This is a genomic window from Ruegeria sp. E1, assembly GCF_056534225.1.
In genome coordinates, this window is sequence record NZ_JBQFPE010000012.1 from 147,822 (window position 1) to 167,271 (window position 19,450).

The following is a 19,450-nucleotide window of genomic DNA, read 5'->3' on the forward strand; positions in this document are numbered from 1 at the left end:
GGGGAGCCTCATGAAAATAATCTCGACCAATGTCTTTGTCGGCCCCAATGTCTGGGCAAGTTTTCCAGTCATTCGCCACGTTATCGATCTGGGCATATTGGAAGAGTGGCCCTCGGCAAAGATAGGTTCCGAGTTCATAGACGCGCTGATCGAGGCGTTGCCCGGGCTGGCGGAACATGGCTGTTCCTATCGCGAACCTGGTGGTTTCATCCGCCGGCTGCGCGAGGATGAAGGCACCTGGCTGGGTCATGTACTGGAACATTGCGCCATCGAGGTGCAGAATGTAGCCGGATCCGATGTGACCTTTGGCCGGACACGGGGAACAGGTGTGCCGGGTCAGTACAACATGGTCTATGAATACCGCCAGCGCGACGTTGGTCTGGATGCGGGAAAGCTGGCGCTAAGATTGCTGATGCATCTGCTTCCACAATCCCTCAAGGATCAGGTGGATTACGATTTCGATCCGGATTTCAACTGGGACGAAGAATTGCGCAGCTTTGTCCTGCGCGCGCAGCGCAGGGAGTTTGGCCCATCGACCGGGTCACTGGTCAAGGCGGCGCAAGAGCGCGATATTCCGTGGATCCGGCTGAATTCAGGCTCGCTTGTGCAGTTCGGGCACGGCAAGTTCCAAAAACGTATTCAGGCGACGATTACGTCCGAGACCAAACATATCTCGGTCGAGATCTCCTGTGACAAGGAAGACACCCACAATCTGCTTAATGATCTGGGCCTGCCGGTTCCGCAGCAGCGCATGGTCTATTCCGCGCGCGAGGCCGTTAGGGCAGCTGGTCGCATTGGATTTCCAGTGGTCGTCAAACCGCTCAACGCCAATCACGGGCGCGGGGTCTCGATCAATCTTAATTCGGACGCCGAAGTTGAAGCCGGTTTTGCCGAAGCCAAAGAGCATTCGCGCAGCCGGGCCATTCTGGTGGAAAGCTTCATCACCGGCTTTGATCACAGGATGCTGGTGGTTGATAACAAACTGGTTGCGGTGGCTAAGCGGGTTCCGGGCCATGTGGTTGGCGACGGAAAGCACACGATCGCTGAACTGGTCGACATCGTGAACCAAGACCCGCGTCGCGGGATTGGCCACGAGAAAGTGCTGACCATGCTTGAGATAGATAATCAGGCAAAGCGGTTGATGGAAAATGCAGGCGTGACTGATGAAACTGTCTTGCCGGACGGAGAAGTGTTCTATCTGCGCTCGACTGCGAACCTGTCCACTGGCGGCACAGCGATTGACCTGACCGATGTTGTGCATCCCGACAACCGCGATATGGCTGAACGTGCCATCATGGCCGTTGGGCTGGATGTGGGCGGTGTCGATTTCCTGATCGACGATATCACCAAGTCCTACAAAGACATTGGCGGCGCAATTGTCGAGGTGAACGCAGCCCCCGGATTCCGGATGCACGTCGCGCCGTCGGAAGGTCAGCCTCGTGATGTGGCTGGCAAAGTGATCGACATGCTGTTCCCTGCCAACGAGGAAACCCGCATCCCGATTGCAGCAATCACAGGGACAAATGGCAAGACCACGACGTCTCGGATGCTGGGCCATATCATGAAGACCAGCGGCAAAACCGTCGGGATGACGTCAACCGATGGGGTCTATGTGGATGGCAAGCTAAGCGTCAAAGGTGACATGACCGGGCCCAAATCAGCCCAGATCGTGCTGCGCGATCCGATGGTGGATTTTGCGGTGATGGAAACCGCACGCGGCGGGCTGGTGCGGTCGGGTCTGGGATATCAACGCTCGGACGTGGCCGCGTGTCTGAATGTTTCGGCAGATCATCTGGGTCTTGGCGGCATCAACACGGTCGAGGAACTGGCCGTGGTCAAACGTGTGGTTGTTGAAAGCGCCACAGACACGGCGGTACTGAACGCCGATGACATAAACTGTTTGAAAATGGCTGATTACGCGGATGCCAATCAGATCTTTTATGTCACGACAAACCCCGGCCACGCTCTGGTGAAAGAACACATAAAGGCCGGCGGCAAAGCCATCGTGCTGGAAAAGGGCATGAATGGCGACATGCTGACCATCTATGACAACGGGCTTCACATCCCGGTTCTGTGGTCGCATCTGATCCCTGCGGCGCTTGAGGGCAAGGCGATCTTCAACGTGCAGAACGCGATGTTCGCAGCCGCAATGGCCTATAGTTTCGGGGTCGATCTGGACAATATCCGGCACGGGCTGCGAACCTTCGACACCAGCTATTTCCAGGCACCGGGGCGTATGAATGTTTATGACGAACATCCTTTCAAAGTCATCCTGGACTACGGCCACAACCCTGCCGCTCTGAAAGCACTGGCGTCGCTGGCCGATCACCTAGAGGTCAAGGGCCGCAGGCTGTGCGTTGCATCGATGCCAGGTGACCGGCGGGACGAGGATATAGCCGATGCCGGTGCCGCGCTGGCCGGTCATTTCGACCATTTCATCTGCAAAGCTGACGATCGCCGTCGTGGGCGTGGGCATGACGAGGTGCCACAAATGCTGCGGCAGGCGCTGATCAACAATGGCACGCCCGAGGAGACGATCTCGATCATTCCCGATGAGGTTGAAGCGGTGAAAAGCGCGCTTGAAATGGCTGCGCCGGGCGATCTGTTGGTCATTTTCGGCGACGATACTGCGCGATGCTGGAAACAGATCGTCTATTTCAACTCGGACGGCGACGCGCCCAAACCCGAGGCTGCCCCCGCAGCCAGCCCCGAAGACCCGTCATTCGAAGATATGTTCGAAATTGATCAGAACCTGGTCCGAGACGCGCGCGGTGTGCGTCTGGCACGTGACGTCAGCGAAGACGCGGACTAGGTGGGGGCCCCGGAATGGACCGGATCGAAGAGCTTGAAACCGCACTGACAATCGAAAGCGCGACCGCTGAACATATCCGCGTGGATGATGCCCGACGCCTGACCGGCCCCGGCCTGCTATGGGATAAGCCCGGCGCGGTGATGGACGTGTTTTTCACCGATATTGACACCGCGCAGGTGACGACGCTGTGGGAGATCCATGCCCGCAGGGTCCTGGACGCGCTTGGCTGGCAAGATCAGAGCCTGACCCACCGCACCTTTACCGGTGGGGTCAATCTGGCCATTTCTGCCCCGATGGACCAGCTTTATTCCGCGATCTTTGCCGCGCAGACCGCTTGGCACTTTTGTGCTGCCCAATTGGTGGGTGCCAGCCACGGCGACTTTGGTCAGATGGTTGCGGATGTCAAATCCGTCATGGCGAAAGAGGCCAATCCGGCGCTGATCACGCTGATCGCGGCGGCCGATGCGCATGGCGTGGACATCCTGTGTGACGATGATGAGGTCTCGATCGGGCACGGCACCGGCAGTCAGGTCTGGTCGGTCGATGCCCTTCCCGCCCCTGAAGATGTGGACTGGTCGCGGCTTCACAATATCCCGGTTGCCTTCATAACGGGTACAAATGGCAAAACCACCACGACGCGGTTGCTTGAGGCGATTGCGCGTGCCTCGGGCAAAGTTGCGGGTCTGACCTCGACCGAGTTTGTGCGGGTGGGCGATGACATTCTGGATCGTGGCGATTACTCGGGGCCCGGCGGTGGGCGGATGCTGCTGCGCGACAAGCGGCTAGAGATCGCGTGCCTCGAAGTAGCGCGGGGAGGTATCCTGCGTCGGGGTTTGCCGACCCGCGCAGCCACGGCGGCGGCTGTGACCAATGTGGCGAATGATCATCTGGGCCAGTATGGCGTCAACACGGTGCCGGAACTGGCGCAGGCCAAATTCGCGGTTCACCGTACCTTGGCCAAAGGCGGAGTTTTGGCCCTGAACGCGGACGATGCCTATGTCCGGGATGAGGCTGAGCACACCGAGGCAAATATCTGGTGGTTCTCTCTGGATGCACAGAACGACTTGATCCTTCAGGCGCACGCTGCTGGCCGGTGCTGCGCCTATGTGCAGCACGAGAATATCGTCTTTTTCGACGGCACTACCGAGCAGGTGGTAATCCCTGTTGCCGACGTGCCCCTGACCATGAACGGGGCCGCAAAGTACAACATCCAGAACGCACTGGCAGCCCTGTGCCTCGCGTTTGCGTTGAACGTGCCGGAACACGCAGTGCAGAAAGGTCTGGCCGGGTTCAAACCGGATGCCAAGGACAATCCGGGCCGCTGCAACGAGTTCAGCTATAACGGTGCGCGGGTCTTTGTCGATTTCGCCCATAACCCGCATTCGATCTCGGCGGTCTGCGAGGCGCTGTCCGGTTTGCCCGCAAAGCGGCGGTTGATCATGCTTAGCCATGCGGGGGACCGGTCTGATCAGGATATTCGGGACGTCACGGCAACCGCTATGGCGTTCCAGCCTGACGTCATCGTAGCTGCCGAATTGGAAGGCTATCTGAGGGGCCGCGCGTTGGGTGAGATCCCGGATCTGATCGAACAGACCGCGTCGGCGCAGGGTCTGGACCCCAAAAAGGTGCTGCGCGCATCTTCCCCGTCCCGTGCGGCTGCGATGATCCTTGAGACGCTTCAGCCGGGGGATCTGGCGCTGCTGCTGGTTCTGTCCGAACGCGACGCAGTGCTTGAGATGTTGGGTGGGTGATCAGGGCTAGGCCTGAAGATCACCAACCGGCATCAGGATTTTGCGCGCGCTCTCACCGAAATCATCCAGCGAGAGATCCCATGACGCGCCGGGCCACAACAGTTGCAGCTGTTTTTTGGCCGGCCGGTAAACGGCGGTATAAAGCGTTCCGAACCCTGACGAGAATGCGGTCGAATAAAGCGGTGGGCGAAGGAAAGCGTCGATGAACCGCTTTTCGCTTTCAGGATGCTGGTTCAGGCGATTCAGCAGAAACCGCTCCCGTTCGACGGTTGCCGTAAACCGCGCGTGTTTGGACCATTCGACATGGCCCTGATGGTTTGTCGCCACCGGCACGTCCGAGATTTGCGGGTGCCGGTCGGGGGCAAGGTAAACCGTGCTGTGGTTGTATTTGGCGTCCAGTACGGTGACATTATAGCTCATGTGGCAGGGGATGCGGCACAGGGCGTCAACCGCTTCTGCGGTGGTGCTGCAGGTTTGCAGGACATAGCGCAGGATCAGCGGTACACCAAAGCCTTCGCCCACCGCGCGCCGCCCGCCAAAGGTCAGGGATACGGTCAAACCGGCATCGTTAATCCCGTCCAGCAAGCCCAGAATGCCATCACTCATCCCAATCACGCCGCGCCCGTCCCAGCGTGTTTTCAGCAGGGCGGCGTCAAAGGTTTTCGGATGGTAGTCATAGTTGCGTACCAAAATCGGTGTCTTGCCGCGCCAGATCGCCTGGCTGCAGCCCGACAGGTACTTCGGCGGGCAATAAAAGCTGAGAAATCGCGCCTGGCTGTCGGTACCGCCCACAAGCTCGACCACCTCTTCGTATAGCGGCAAAATTTCGGGCATGTGGCGTTCCAGAGCCCGCAGGCACTCACGATAAGTCGGGCGCGCCGAATACCCCTCTTTCGCCCACCATTTCCGGTAGGCGGGCCAGTATTCGGCAAACAGCCCGGCCAGCTTGGGACCGGGCTGTTCCTCGTCAATTGAGCGAAAAACAAGCGCCATGGGGCTTTCTACATGATTTTGAACGCGGGGTCTTCCATCGGCTGCGCTGCGGGCAAGGCTTCGGCCTCATAGGCAGACGTGATGCCGTGGATCCACTTCTTCGAGTTTTCAGTCAGCTTGAAGCCCTTGGTCATCGACCGACCACGCGTCACCAGAATACCCAGATCGGCCCCTTCATAGCGATAATCACCCACATCCGAGATGCGCAGGAAGAACGCCTCATTATCACCCACGGCGCGGCGGTGATAGTCAAACCTGTCGAACACGACGCGGCCATCTTCAAGCATTTTGTAGATGCCCGATTGCGGGGCCTTGGTGATGCGGTCGACGCTGTCGTCGGTGTGCTTGATCACCATCTGCGACCAGCTGTCGATCATGTCCGGGTCGGCCCAGCGGGCGTTCAGCTCTTCGACATCCAGCTTGAAGGGTTTCTTGGTGAATTCCAGCAGGTGGAACAGGAACAATGGCGCATCCGCGTGGGCAAAGGCTGCATGGTTGGTCATGGAACTGGCCCCGGTGATCCGGGGGTTCAATTCACCCAGCCACAGCTCTCCGGTCTTTTTGTCGATCAGGAAGTCGAGCTCGAAATAGCCGCGATAGCCGGATTTGCGCAGTTCTTCACCGAACTGGAAGGTCAGTTGCCGCGCCTGTTCGCGGGCTTTGGGCGGGAATGCGGTCGAGAAGATCTCGTTCCCGCACCAGCCGCCGCGATAGGGCGTGAGTTCCTTGAAGCCCACAAGCTCGGTCATTAGCGGGCCCACGATGGTGCCCTCCGAGGTCGCACAGGCCTCGATCGCCGCACCGCGACAATCGATCCGCTTCATGATCTTGATCTCGCCCTCGCCGATGATCTCATCCTTGTGCTTGTTGAAATCGGCCTCGGATTTGATGAAGAATGTGGTGTGGCCGCTGTCGCCAAAGGCCGATTGCAGAACCAGATCATGCCCCAGCCCGGCCTTGTCGCAGATTTTCTTCAGATGATCATAGCTTTTGACCACGCTCAGCGTGTTGGGCACCGACGGCACGCCCGCCTTGTTGCCGATGCGCACGGTTTCGATCTTGTTGTCGCATTTGGTGCGCAGTTTAGCCTTGGGGAACCACAACTGACCGCCCAGTTCCTTGACCAGCTTCTCGGTCGTCTCGTCGAACATCAGGAAGACAAACTTGGGCTTGCCGCCGCGCCGTTTGACCAGATCAATGACCTCTTTGTGCTGCAGCAGATAGTTGTTGATGTCTTCGATGGACTGAAACTCGTCATGCGGCATTTCAGAGGGCACGAACACGTTCGGATGCCGCCCGTCAAAGCAATCCATGTAGCAGATATAGGTAAAGTTCATCACCCATTCATCCAGCCCCAACAGGTTGAAATTGGTCGCCGATACAAAATAGATCGGGTCCTTGTTGGTGTGGAAATACCGGCGGATTTCCGAGATGTTCTTGAGCACCTTCTTTGGCATGATTGTTGTCCTCCCTGACCCCTTAGGGGTTCTTGACTGATTTCAAAGCGTCTTCGGTAAAAATGCGCAGGCCCAGATCAGCGCGGAAACCGTGTATTTCCGAAACGTCCAGCTCTTGCATGAATTTCAGGATTTCCGGGCTGATCACCTGCCCTGGCACCAGAATGGGGAAGCCCGGCGGATAAGGGATCACAAACGTGGCCGAGACCATTTCTTCGCCCGCTTCCAACCGGTCCAGCATGTCCTTGTCGGGTTCCACATAGTCGCAATTGTCCTCGTCATACGACAGGAAGAACGCCGTACGGATATCACCCGCTTCGGTGCCCTCTTCGCTTAGGAACGCGTCATGGAAACGGCTGAAATCGGGTAGCGGCGGAACGTGCTCGCTCAGGTTTCTGACGCGTTTGTCAAAGGCCAGTTTTTCCATCTTGGACGCGTCGTCCATCAGATCGTCCAATTCCTTGGCGATCTCGACCAGAACCTCGATCAGATAGGCGACCGAGCTGCGCGTGGTGCCTATATTGGTCATGAACAACACCGTATTGCGCGAGGTCTTGTTGATCTGAATGCCGTATTTGTCCATCAGGATCTTGGTCTTGAACGTATCACCGTCCCAGCCCGTTGCGCCCACATGCAGGGTGATACGGGTGGCATCTAGAACAAATTCGTCCTTGGCCCAGCAATCCCAGACGTCGGCCCAACCTTGATCCGGGTCAAAATAGCTGGTCATGCCGCTTTCGCGATATTCTTCGGGGATCATGTCGCCCGCAGTGACCAGTCGGAAGTATTTCTTGAGCAATGGATGCGTCGTCACCGCCCGGCGGATCGCCATGGCGCTTTCAACTTGTCGCTGGACGAACTCATACCCTTCGATCTCGACCTGTCTGCGGCCCACATCCAGAGAGGCGATGATCTGATAATTGGGCGAGGTCGAGGTGTGGGTCATATAAGCCTCGTGAAAGGCCTCTTCCACCGCGCCTTTGAACTGCTGATCGTTGACGTGGATCATCGAGCCTTGCCGAAGAGCCGTCAGCGTTTTGTGCGTCGATTGCGTGGCATAGACCCGCACCCGCGCATCCGGCGGCGCGATCAGGCGTGTGTTCAGCAGCGTTTCGTCATCCGCGCCTTCCAGTTCGGCTTGCTGGGCGGCATAGGCTTCGGCATGTTCGGGGGTGCGGAACTGTTCGCGCAGCAAATTGGCCGAGCGCATCGCCGTGCGCACGCGGGTGTTGGGGGCAAAGCGGGCATAGCCGAACCAGGCCTCATCCCACAGGAACACAAGGTCTTTCTTGATCGCCAGACATTCCTGCATCACGCGCTGCACGTTGTAGACGATGCCGTCAAAGGTGCAGTTGGTCAGCAACACCATGCGCACGCGGTCCAGCTTGCCTGCGGCTTTCAGGGCCAGCAGCTTGTGCTTGATTTCACGGATCGGGACGGCACCGTACATCGAGTAATCGTGCAGCGGATAGCTGTCCATATAGACCACGCTCGCCCCCGCCAGCACCATGCCATAGTGGTGCGACTTGTGGCAGTCGCGGTCGACCAGCACGATATCCCCGGGGCGCACAAGCGCCTGCACGACGATCTTGTTGCAGGTCGACGTACCATTGGTGGCAAAGAACGTTTGTTTCGAGCCGAACGCGCGGGCAGCAGCCTCTTGCGCCTCTTTGATCGGCCCCCTTGGCTCTAGCAATGAATCCAGTCCGCCCGAGGTGGCCGAAGTTTCGGCCATGAAGATGTTCGAGCCGTAGAACGCCCCCATGTCCTGGATCCAATGGCTGCGGCTGATCGACTTGCCACGGCTGATCGGCATCGCATGAAACACGCCGGTGGGCTGCTTGGAATATTCTTTCAGCGCGGTGAAGAACGGCGTTTTGTACCGTCGCTGCACACCGCGCAGGATGTTCAGGTGCAGTTCCAGAAAGTCTTCCTGATTGTAGAACACCCGCCGGCACAGACCCAGATCAAGGCCCGCGATATCCTCGGCCGAGCGATCGGTGATCAGATAAGCGTCCAACTCGGGTCGCAGCTTGCCGATGCGGCGACAGGTCTCGGGGCCGTATTCCGAGGGTGACAGAGCATCCAGGTCGGCACCTTCGCCATACAGGCTGACATAGCGGCCCAACACATTGGATTCGTTCTTGGATTTCAGGCTGAGCCCCGGGCGGACGATAACGGCCTGGACATTCTGGTTGAACAGAACACCAATCAGCGCGTCCTCGACGCTGGGCACCACGACGGTTTCATAGATAAATTGATCTTCGCTGCGGCGCATCCGTTGCAGGCTGGATTGCAAGAATCGTTCCTGATGCTCGTTGACGTTGTCGACGATCATCACCTCGAAGTAAGGCCGCCCCAACGCGCGAGCCTCATGGCTTTGGGCCGCTTCATCCTCGAACTCGTCGCCTTCGGTTTCATCCGCGATCAGAGGGATCGACCGGCGACGATAGGCCCCCGAGGTCAGCGCCCGCGACACCCGCCGCACAGCGGTCGAGAAATCAGCGAAATTGCCGTGGTCCAGCAGACGGCGTAGGTAGTCGAAGGCCGACCCGCCGGGGAAAGCGAAGTACATCTCGATTGGGGCCAGCGCCTGCAGCAATTGACGCGCGCGGTCCCGATCGGTGTCACTTCCGCTCTGGTCCAGCGACTCGGCTGTTTCCCGCAGCGCGCTCCATCGGTCGGCCCGCAGCTGAGAGGCGCTGTAGTAATCCGAAATTGAGTGGAGCTTTTCGCTGTCGGAAATGCCATGCATGGATTTTTGTCCTTTCTGCCGATATCGAAAAGCTGACCCGATATCAGTCTGTGCCTGAGCGCCCTTTGTAGAGATACAGATTATCGGGCTTGTTCGCGGCGTCTTCGCTGTATCCAAGCGCCGTTCTGGGATCGGTTGCGGCAACCCCGGCGGCGTCGCCCTTCTGCGGGATGCGCAGCGGGCCAAGCGTGTGCAGATAGGCATCTGCGCCGCTGGAGCGGTCGTAGACCGGGAAATCCGCCTCGCGGTCGCGGAAGCTTTTGAGGACCTGCCCCAGACCTTTCATCCCGACCTCACGCTGTCGGCGAACCTGATCAAGGTCGATCTCGATGGGGAAGATATCCTCCTGCCCTGCCGATTGGTGCAGCACGGTGGCCGAGGGATCAATCACCAGCGAGCGGCCCACGCCCCCGGCGGCCAGTCCGTTCACGTCGAATACGTAGCATTGGAACTGCGCGGCGGTGGCCTTGGCAATCGACAGCTCGGCCTCGCGGTCGGTGGTGCCGGTCAGCACAGGGTGCAACAGCACCTCGACGCCCTGGCTGGTCAGGTGACGGGTGGTTTCGGGGAACCAGATATCATAGCAGATCGACAATCCGAACCGGCCCACCTCCGGGACATCAAAGATGCAAAAATCAGTGCCCGAGGCGATGTTCTGCTCATAAGGTTTGAACGGGAACATCTTGGAGTATTTCTTGACGATCTCACCATCAGGATTGATCACCACAGAGGTGTTGAAAATCCGCCCGTCCTCGCGCTTTTCGAACATCGAGCCCGGGATCAGCCAGATGCCATAGCGGCGCGCGGCGTCCTGAAAGCGAGACAGGTCATCATTGGGAAAGGGCTGGGCAAAGCGATCAAGAGGGCCGTAAGGGGCCAGTTCGCTGAACAGCGCCATCTGTGTCCACGGGAACCGCGCCATCATCACTTCGATCCGATGCAGCATCGCCTCGACATTCGAATGCAACGCACCCACATGCATCTGGATTCCGGTTATCGCAAAGGGGGTCATTTTTTTGTTTCTTCTCTTTTTTTGCCGATTGCGACCGCCGGTGTGATCTGGCGTTCTTCATCGGAACATAAAACCGCGTGTTCGCGCAAGCCCACTGTTCGCAGGCCGCTGATTTATCCAGTCTCTTCCTCGGCAAGCTCCTCGCCGAGCGTTTCCACAAAGTCGATATCGTTGCGCACCCAGAAGAACCGGAAGCCGCAACTGCGCAACCACTTCTCCAGCCGGTCCAGACTGGACCATTCCCGACGCAGCCCGCGCGTGGATTCAACCAGCGCCCATTGGCCGTCGACCAGAAAGTAGACTGTCCAGGTGTTTGGGTGCGCCGACTGATTGGCAAAACCGCCGCTAACCACCTCGCGCGCGGTGCGCACGGCAACCGGATAGTCTCCGATCCGGTTTTCAGCGGAGAGGATGGCCAGGTCATTCTGGCGGATCGTGAAAGTAGGAAGGGGTGCGTCGTTCATGATTTGCCTGTTAAAGAACACACCCATTTCGGTACCTCACGATCCACCCGTTGTTCAACCTCTGACGGGATCACGCGGCCTCGGTTTGTTCGGTGACTTCGGCGGTTTCGACAACCGCTTCGGCATCCTGATCCTGAATCGCGCGGAACAGAGCCTTGCGGCGCTCGCTGATGTCTTCGGACTTGAGGTTTTCGACGCGTGTCGCCAGCGTCCAGATATGGCCGAACGGGTCCGCGACGGTGGCACAACGCTCGCCCCAATAGGTGTCGTTTGCGTCCGCAATCAGGGTCGCGCCGTTTTCCAGCGCAGTCGCCAGCGCCACATCGGTATCTTCAACATACATGTGATGGCCAACCGGGATAACGGTGCCAGGAACGGACGGGACATGCGTGCCCCAGCCAGCGGTTACAAACAACATCGAGTTGCCGATCTTGATGGCAGCAAAGCCGGGGGCCTCGACCGCGTCATAGGCCTGAATCTTGGCACCAAAGGCATTTTCATAAAAGTGCAGCGCGGCAGGAACGTCAGCAACGGCAAGCGATGCTGTGCAGGTGCGATAGCCGCGGGGCAAGGTGGCAGGCTTCTTTTTCATATCCATAATCTCCAAATTGGGCGGGGGTCGCCCGTTGAGACATGCGAGGAATTTCCCGCACTATGCATCATACTGTGGAACATTGCAGTAGATTTGGCAACACTATGATGCATAGTGCCGAAATTTGTGTCGCCGCAGCCACAAAATTCCAAGCGACTTCAGGCACCTTGGACGGTTTCCCGCGCCGATCCTGCCCGTTCCGCCGATTGACTGAAAAGGAGTAACGTAGCCCGGATGATGCATCAGGGGTCAGAATCAAAAGGCAGGGCGGCGACCCCGATCAAAGGTCTTTCTTTACGCAGAAAGCGATGCTCGACATCGCCGCCGACCCGCCATCTAAAATGTCGGTGGGGTGCAGGCGCTGACGATCCGGCATTTTTCCGGGCCCACTTGCCGGAACCGATGCGGTGTACGGCTGTCGAAATAATAGGCATCCCCCGGCCCTAGCACTTTGCGCTGATCGCCCACGGTGACCTCGACACGGCCCGTGATCACGATACCGCCCTCTTCGGCCTCGTGCCCATACATCACACGGCCCGTGTCCGCGCCCAGATCATAGGTTTCCTGCAGGATCATCATCGCGCGTCCATGCAGGTTAGAGCCGACCTGACGCAGTGACAGCCCGCCCTTGCCGATCTCGGTCAGGTCTTCAGCGGCATAGAACACGGTCTGCTCGGTCTCGATCTCGAAGGAAAAGAAGTCGGACATGCCGATTGGAATGCCATGCAGAATCCGCTGGAGAGCCCCGACAGAAGGGTTCATCTTGCCCGACTCGATCAGCGAGATAGTCGAATTTGGTACGTCCGATTTCTTGGCCAGCGCCCGCTGCGACAGGCCTGCGCGTTCGCGCAGCGTCCGTAGGCGCAATCCAAGGGTTAGATCATCCTGATTGGCGTTCTTCATGTTCACTATCCGCATCATCTGAAGGGTGCCGGGACCGTAAATCAACGGCTTACGATTCACAAGAAACAGGCTTTCGCTCAGGCCTGTGCGCATTACAGTCGCGCGGTCAGATTTCCGGGCGCCCGCGCCCGATAACCCGAAAGGACGCATGATGCTGAATGCTCAGATTGCTGAACGCCGCAACACCTCGATCGCACAAGGCGTGGGGATGCAGACGCAGGTCTATGTCGATCGCGCCGCGAACTCCGAGGTCTGGGACGTCGAAGGCAAGCGCTATATCGATTTCGCTGCAGGCATCGCCGTTGTGAATACCGGGCATTGCCACCCCAAGGTGATGGAGGCGGTGCAAAAGCAGGCCGCGAACTTCACCCATACCTGCCATCAGGTTCTGCCTTATGAGACCTATATTCGTCTGGCCGAGCGTCTGAACGAAAAGGTACCGGGCGATTTCACCAAGAAGACTGTCTTTGTGACTACCGGTGCCGAAGCGGTTGAGAACGCCGTCAAAATCGCCCGCGCCGCCACCGGACGCCCTGCCGTGATCGCCTTTGGCGGCGGTTTCCATGGCCGGACCTTTATGGGCATGTCGCTGACCGGCAAGGTGCAACCCTACAAGGCTGGCTTCGGCGCGATGATGCCCGACACCTATCACGTCCCCTTCCCGGTTGAACTGCACGGCACCTCGACCGAGGATTCGCTGGGAGCGCTGACCAAGTTGTTCAAGGCCGATCTGGACCCGGGCCGTGTGGCCGCGATTATCATCGAGCCTGTTCAGGGCGAAGGCGGCTTCTACCCTGCCCCGGCTGAACTGATGCGTGGCCTGCGCGCGCTGTGCGATGAACATGGCATCGTGCTGATCGCTGATGAGGTGCAGACCGGTTTCGCCCGCACTGGTAATCTGTTTGCGATGGCCGCTTATGATGTCTCCGCCGACATCACCACCATGGCCAAGGGTCTGGCGGGCGGTCTGCCGCTGGCTGCTGTCACGGGCCGCGCTGATCTGATGGACGCCGCGCAACCGGGTGGTCTGGGTGGCACTTATGGTGGCAACCCGCTGGGCATCGCTGCGGCCCACGCGGTTATGGACGTGATCGAAGAAGAAGACCTGTGCGCCCGCGCCAACGAACTGGGCTCGCGCCTGAAACAGCGCCTGGAATCGATCCGTGCCCGCACGCCTGAAATCGTCGACATTCGTGGCCCCGGTTTCATGATCGCGGCCGAGTTCAACACCACCGATGGCAGCGCCCCGAACCCCGACATGGCGAACGCTGTGCGCGCCGAGGCGCTCAGGCGTGGATTGATCCTGCTGACATGCGGCGTATATGGGAACGTAATCCGTTTCCTCGCGCCGCTGACGGTGCAGGACGAGATCTTCGCCGAGGCGATGGATATCCTCGAAGCCTCGATCGACGCTGTCAAAGGAGCCTGAACATGCTGGATACCAAAGTGACCAAGCTGGAGCTGAATGATCCCAGCCTTCTGGAAACCCGCGCCTATATCAACGGCGAATGGGTCGAGGGCGAGGCGACGTTCCCCGTCCACAACCCCGCCACGGGTGATCTGATCGCCAACGTGATCGATGTCAGCATCGAAGGTACTGCACAGACCGTGGATGCGGCTTACGCGGCCAAGAAAGAATGGGCCGCACAAACCGGTAAGGAGCGCGCCGCAATCCTGCGCAAATGGTTCGATCTGATGGTCGAAAACGCCGACGATCTGGCCACCATCCTGACCGCTGAGATGGGCAAGCCCTGGGCCGAAGCGCGCGGCGAAATCCTGTATGGTGCGTCCTTCATCGAGTGGTTCTCGGAAGAGGCCAAGCGCGTCTACGGCGACGTCATCCCCGGCCACCAGCGCGACAAGCGCATCGTGGTGCTGAAACAGCCCGTTGGCGTGGTGGGCTCGATCACCCCATGGAACTTCCCCAACGCGATGATCGCCCGCAAGGTAGGCCCGGCGCTGGCGGTGGGCTGCACCTTTGTGGCGCGTCCCGCGACGCTGACGCCGCTGTCCGCACTGGCGATGGCTGTGCTGGGCGAACGTGCAGGCATCCCGGCGGGTGTGTTCAACGTCATCCCCGGCACCGACAGCTCGGGCGTCGGAAATGAGCTTTGCACCAATGACAAGGTGGCCAAGATCACCTTTACCGGGTCCACCCGCGTGGGTCAGATCCTGATGCGTCAGGCGGCGGGCACAATCAAGAAGATGAGCCTCGAACTGGGTGGCAACGCCCCCTTCATCGTGTTCGACGACGCCGACGTGGATGCGGCTGTGGACGGTGCGATGATCGCCAAGTTTCGCAACAACGGCCAGACCTGCGTTTGCGCCAACCGCATCTATGTTCAGGCGGGCGTCTATGACGAGTTCGCGGCCAAACTGGCCGAAAAGACCAAAAGCTTGAACATTGGTGACGGGTTTGCTGACGGTGTAACCACTGGCCCGCTGATCAACGACGCCGCAGTCGCCAAGGTCGAGGAACATATCGCGGACGCGGTTTCGAAAGGCGCGACCGTCACGCTGGGCGGCAAGCGATCAGATCTGGGCGGCACGTTCTTCGAGCCCACTGTCCTCACCGGCGTCACACCGGACATGGTCGTGGCAAAGGATGAAACCTTCGGCCCCGTCGCGCCCCTGTTCAAGTTCGAAGAAGAGGACGATGTCGTCGCCATGGCCAATGACAGCGAGTTCGGTCTGGCCTCATACTTCTACAGCCGCGATCTGGCCCGCGTCTGGCGCGTGGCTGAAGGGCTTGAATCGGGCATGGTGGGTATCAACACCGGCCTGATCTCGACCGAAGTTGCGCCGTTCGGCGGTGTCAAACAATCCGGTCTGGGCCGCGAAGGGTCGAAATACGGGACCGAGGATTTCCTTGAGATCAAATATCTCTGCATGGGCGAGATTTCCTGACCCCCCGGCGTTGGGGTCTGACCCCAATCGCCACGTAAAGGACCGGGCTTCGCACAGCCCGGTCCTTTTTTATGACATATTCGAGACGACTTCGCTGAGCGTTTCGGCGCGGCGGATCAGTTCGATCGACAGCTCGCCTGACTTGGTGCTGACGCCATAAACGGCGATGCGCGGCAGGCTGTTATAGTCGAAATGGTTGCTGAAGTAATACGCGCCGGTGTCGTAGATCGCCACATAGTCATTGGGATCAAGGCGCGGGATCAGCACATCTTTGGCCACCAGATCAGCCGCGAAACAGCAGGGTCCAGCCACGTCGGTCTGCACCTTGTCTTCGGTTTTGAGCACGCCATCCGGTGTAAAACCTTCCACCCGGATCGGCCATGCGGCGGGCAGAAACGCCGTGCGTGTCATGATCTGCGCACCCGCATGGGTGGTCGCGATATGCCGCCCTCCGGCATTTTTGGTGTATTCCACCCGCGTCGCCATGAACCCGTTCTTGGCGGCAATCGCGCGGCCGAACTCGGTTTTCACGCTGTATTTGCCGGTGAACAACAGCGGCACATGCTGACGCAGAACCTCGGCATATTCGGCAAAGGTCGGTTTCACCTCGGGCGAGGCGAAGTTGACCGGCAGCCCGCCCCCGATATCCAGCCGGGTGATCTGCTGCTCGCCCTTGCGAGTGTTGATCTCTTCGGCCACGGCCACCAGTTCACCGATACCCTGTGCCATCAGCTCCAGCGGGCAGCCCTGCGAACCGGCATGGGTGTGGATCGAGGTCAGCCATGGGTATTTCAGGTAATACTCGATCAGCTTCTCGCGATTGCCCGCATCCCCGATGGGATAGCCGAATTTCGACGTGTTGGTCGCGGTACTGGTTGATGAGATTGCACCCGAACCGATCTGCGGGTTGATGCGGAAACCGATGATGGCCTCGGAATTGGGATAGTCCTCGATCATCCCGGCGACGCGCTCCAGTTCCTGTTCATTGTCCAGATTGAACGCAATCGAGTGCTTCAGGCACTGGCGCAGATCGTCCATCGTCTTGGCCGGGGAATCGAAGATGATCTTGCGGATGTCGAAGCCTGCCGATTGCGCCATCGACAGCTCTCCGGGGCTGGCCACTTCGGCGCCGATGCCGCAATGCGAGATCTTCATCAGCACATGACGCAGTGAGTTCGCCTTGACGGCAAAGGTGTGCTGGAAATTGTCGGGAAAGGCCGCAATCAGATCATCGATGGATTTGGCCAGACCGTCCAGATCCATGAAGCCCAATACGGTCGTTTCATTGTCCAGAAGCCGGTCTTCAATGGCGCGTTGCAGGATGTGATGTTCTCGGTTCATGAAAGCCTCCGGGGATGGGTAGGAATGGCTGTCGTCAAAATGAAAGCGGCGGCTCAGTTGAGCCGCCGCGAGTTAGTTTATGTAGGTTACTGACCCAGTGCCACACCTTCGCGGCGGGGGTCGGCAGCACCGATCAGCTGACCATCCTTGATCAGGATCGCGTGCAGGCCCGAGTTCAGGTCGACCGTCTTGACCTCATGGCCCTTGGCGGTTAGCGCCTCGGCAAAATCAGCCGCCGCGGTTTCCTGTTCGACATCCATGCTGGATCCGTTGCGGTGCACGAAGTGACCGGTCTCGATGGCGTCCTGCGGGTCCATGTCCCAGTCGAGGATCGCGATGATGGTCTTGGCCACATAGTTGATGATGCGGCTGCCACCGGGCGAACCGATAAGCAGGTAGGGCTCACCATCCTTCATCACGATGGTCGGCGACATCGAGCTGCGCGGACGCTTGCCGCCCTCGACCCGGTTGGCCACCAGACGATCACCATCCTTGGGCGCGCGGTCAAAGTCGGTCAACTCGTTGTTCAGCAGGAAACCCCGTACGAAGACACGGCTGCCAAAGAAGGTCTCGATGGTCGTGGTCATCGACAGCGCGTTGCCATACTGGTCGCGGATCACGATATGGCTGGTGCCGGGACGATCCGGGTTCTGCGACGGCGCGAACAGCGCGGTGTGATCGCGCGGCGGCTCACCGGCTTTACGCTTTTCGCTGGCCGCAGCCGGGTCGATCATTTCCGAACGCAGTTTCAGGTAATCCTTGTCCAGCAGACCTTTGACCGGCACGTCAACGAAATCGCTGTCAGCCATGTAAAGCGCGCGGTCGGCATAGGCCAGCTTGGCGGCTTCGGCATAAAGGTGCGCCAGTTCAGCGTTCCAGCCAGTGCCTTTGAGGTCAAAGTTGTTCAGGATACCCAGAATCTGACCGACGGTCAGACCACCCGAGGTCGGCGGGCCCATGCCGCAGACGTCATAGCCGCGATAATCGGCGCAGACGGCGGGTCGAACCTTGACGCGATAGGCAGCCATGTCTTCCAGCGTGATGTTGTTTTCCACCTTGGACGTAGAGTCTACCGCAGCCACGATATCCTCGGCAATCGGGCCGTGATAGAACGCATTCGCGCCCTGATCGGCCAGAATACGCAGCGTCTCGGCAAAGGCGGGGTTCTTCAGCAGCGTGCCTTCGGCCAGCGGGCTGCCATCTTCGTTGAAGAAGTATTCCTTGGCACCTGGGAAGACGTCCAGATAACGCTCGCGATCGATGGTCGACTGGATCGAGTTTGCCATGCGCGGCGATACTTCGAACCCGTTTTCGGCCTGCTCAATGGTCGACTGGAACAGCGAGGCCCAGTCTTTCTTGCCATAGAGGTTATGGGTCACTTCCATCAGACGGAGAATGCCGGGCACGCCAACGGCCTGCCCTCCCGAGATCGCCTCGGCAAACGGGATCTTTTCGCCTTCGGCGTTCAGGAAACGCTCGGGCTTGGCTTTGGCAGGCGCTTTTTCGCGCGCGTCAAAGGTGGTCAGCGTTTCAGACTCAGCGTCCCAATACAGCATGAACGCACCGCCGCCGATGCCCGACGATTGCGGCTCGACTAGGTTCAGCATGAGCTGCACGGCGATCATCGCATCGGCAGCAGTGCCGCCAGCGGCCAGCACGTCATAGCCTGCTTTGGCGGCAATCGGGTTGGCGGCTGAGACCATGAACTCGGTGCCGGTGACCGAATCCTTGTCCTCCCATCCATAGCCGTATTCCGGCGCGGGGTCTTGCGCGCTGGCCGCGCCTGCAAAGACCCCAAGGGCCAGCGCGGCACTGGTTCTTAAAAGTGTTCTCATCACAAGTTCCTCCGTTTGATGAGGGGTTTTCCAAAACTGTTTGTTACTAGAACCTTGAACACGTTCGTCTTCCGCAATCGCCGTGGCCTAACGGACGACGTAAACTGAAACATCCGAGTGTCTGACCACCCGCGCTGCGTTGGGTCCCAGCAGATAGTCCTTAAGGTCGGGCCGATGCGCCCCGATGACGATCAAATCGCTTCCGGCCTCTTTGGCCGTGTGCAGAATTTCCTGATAGGCCGTGCCGGTGGCCACCACATGACGGACCTTGGCATTGCGCTCTTCACCCAGAACTGACTTGCCAAGTGCCTCAAGCGCGTCTTGCGCCTTGGCGACGGCCTGTTCATGATGTTCGGGTTCAAAAAAGCTGCCGACAAAGGATTCCCCAAAATCCGGTAGCACCGTGACAACATCCAGCTGTGCATTGTCGAGTTCCGCCAGACGCCCGGCCTGACGCAGAACTTCGGCATCCGTTTCCGGTTTCCCGGCATCCACGGCACACAAAACGGCTTTGATCATGGTGTTACCTCTTGTTCGTTGGAGCGTGCGGCGCGGGTTTTTTGCAGGAAGGCGATGAGGGCCAGAAGCAGGAGCGCCGGGATGAACATCAGCTCTTTGGGGGGCTGGT

Annotated in this window: 14 protein-coding genes; 4 read left to right on the plus strand and 10 right to left on the minus strand. The window is 59.1% G+C overall.

Going from position 1 to position 19,450, the window contains the following annotated elements; translation table 11 throughout:
* Positions 1–10: 10 nt before the first annotated feature.
* Together cphA and ACR0FG_RS15945 are read left to right on the plus strand one after the other, a co-directional pair.
* Positions 11–2,812 (plus strand): cyanophycin synthetase, encoded by a 2,802-nt coding sequence (cphA, locus tag ACR0FG_RS15940; RefSeq protein WP_480894011.1) that lies wholly within the window; start codon positions 11–13, stop codon positions 2,810–2,812.
* A gap of 14 nt (positions 2,813–2,826) precedes the next feature.
* Complete coding sequence (locus ACR0FG_RS15945; RefSeq protein WP_480894012.1) at positions 2,827–4,563, plus strand: Mur ligase family protein; 1,737 nt, start codon at positions 2,827–2,829, stop codon at positions 4,561–4,563.
* Between the two features lie 6 nt (positions 4,564–4,569).
* On the opposite strand, the gene ACR0FG_RS15950 is transcribed toward ACR0FG_RS15945, so the two are convergent.
* The 7 genes from ACR0FG_RS15950 to ACR0FG_RS15980 all read right to left on the minus strand — a co-directional run bounded on the left by ACR0FG_RS15950 (position 4,570) and on the right by ACR0FG_RS15980 (position 12,739).
* The gene (locus ACR0FG_RS15950; RefSeq protein ID WP_480894013.1) at positions 4,570–5,556 is read right to left on the minus strand and encodes a C45 family autoproteolytic acyltransferase/hydolase; all 987 of its coding nucleotides are present in this window, start codon (positions 5,554–5,556) and stop codon (positions 4,570–4,572) included.
* An 8-nt stretch (positions 5,557–5,564) separates the two neighbouring features.
* Positions 5,565–7,013 (minus strand): biotin carboxylase, encoded by a 1,449-nt coding sequence (locus tag ACR0FG_RS15955; protein ID WP_480894014.1) that lies wholly within the window; start codon positions 7,011–7,013, stop codon positions 5,565–5,567.
* 22 nt (positions 7,014–7,035) lie between these two features.
* A complete protein-coding gene (locus ACR0FG_RS15960; protein WP_480894015.1) occupies positions 7,036–9,768 on the minus strand; it encodes an aminotransferase class I/II-fold pyridoxal phosphate-dependent enzyme in 2,733 nt (910 codons plus the stop codon).
* A 43-nt stretch (positions 9,769–9,811) separates the two neighbouring features.
* Positions 9,812–10,780: a carbon-nitrogen hydrolase family protein gene (locus ACR0FG_RS15965; protein WP_480894016.1), complete on the minus strand. Its 969-nt coding sequence runs from the start codon at positions 10,778–10,780 to the stop codon at positions 9,812–9,814.
* Between the two features lie 113 nt (positions 10,781–10,893).
* Positions 10,894–11,244, minus strand: a complete 351-nt coding sequence (locus ACR0FG_RS15970; protein WP_170711964.1) for a hypothetical protein — start codon at positions 11,242–11,244, stop codon at positions 10,894–10,896.
* A gap of 70 nt (positions 11,245–11,314) precedes the next feature.
* Entirely contained in the window at positions 11,315–11,836 is a 522-nt protein-coding gene (locus ACR0FG_RS15975) for a VOC family protein (protein ID WP_170711962.1), read from the minus strand.
* Positions 11,837–12,172: 336 nt separating this feature from the next.
* Positions 12,173–12,739, minus strand: coding sequence for a cupin domain-containing protein (locus ACR0FG_RS15980; RefSeq protein ID WP_480894017.1), 567 nt, complete (start codon positions 12,737–12,739; stop codon positions 12,173–12,175).
* A 151-nt stretch (positions 12,740–12,890) separates the two neighbouring features.
* Between ACR0FG_RS15980 and ACR0FG_RS15985 the strand changes: the two genes are divergently transcribed.
* On the plus strand, positions 12,891–14,168 hold the full coding sequence (locus tag ACR0FG_RS15985; protein WP_480894027.1) for a 4-aminobutyrate--2-oxoglutarate transaminase: 1,278 nt from the start codon (positions 12,891–12,893) through the stop codon (positions 14,166–14,168).
* A gap of 2 nt (positions 14,169–14,170) precedes the next feature.
* Positions 14,171–15,646 carry an NAD-dependent succinate-semialdehyde dehydrogenase gene (locus ACR0FG_RS15990; RefSeq protein ID WP_480894018.1) on the plus strand — a complete coding sequence of 492 codons (1,476 nt, stop codon included), beginning with the start codon at positions 14,171–14,173 and terminating at the stop codon, positions 15,644–15,646.
* Between the two features lie 69 nt (positions 15,647–15,715).
* Here the strand turns inward: ACR0FG_RS15990 and ACR0FG_RS15995 are convergent, their stop codons facing one another.
* From ACR0FG_RS15995 to ACR0FG_RS16005, 3 genes are all read right to left on the minus strand, one after another.
* A complete protein-coding gene (locus tag ACR0FG_RS15995; RefSeq protein WP_480894019.1) occupies positions 15,716–16,987 on the minus strand; it encodes a type III PLP-dependent enzyme domain-containing protein in 1,272 nt (423 codons plus the stop codon).
* Between the two features lie 86 nt (positions 16,988–17,073).
* A complete protein-coding gene (gene ggt / locus ACR0FG_RS16000) occupies positions 17,074–18,822 on the minus strand; it encodes a gamma-glutamyltransferase (RefSeq protein WP_480894020.1) in 1,749 nt (582 codons plus the stop codon).
* 87 nt (positions 18,823–18,909) lie between these two features.
* Entirely contained in the window at positions 18,910–19,341 is a 432-nt protein-coding gene (locus ACR0FG_RS16005) for a universal stress protein (RefSeq protein ID WP_480894021.1), read from the minus strand.
* Positions 19,342–19,450 lie beyond the last annotated feature (109 nt).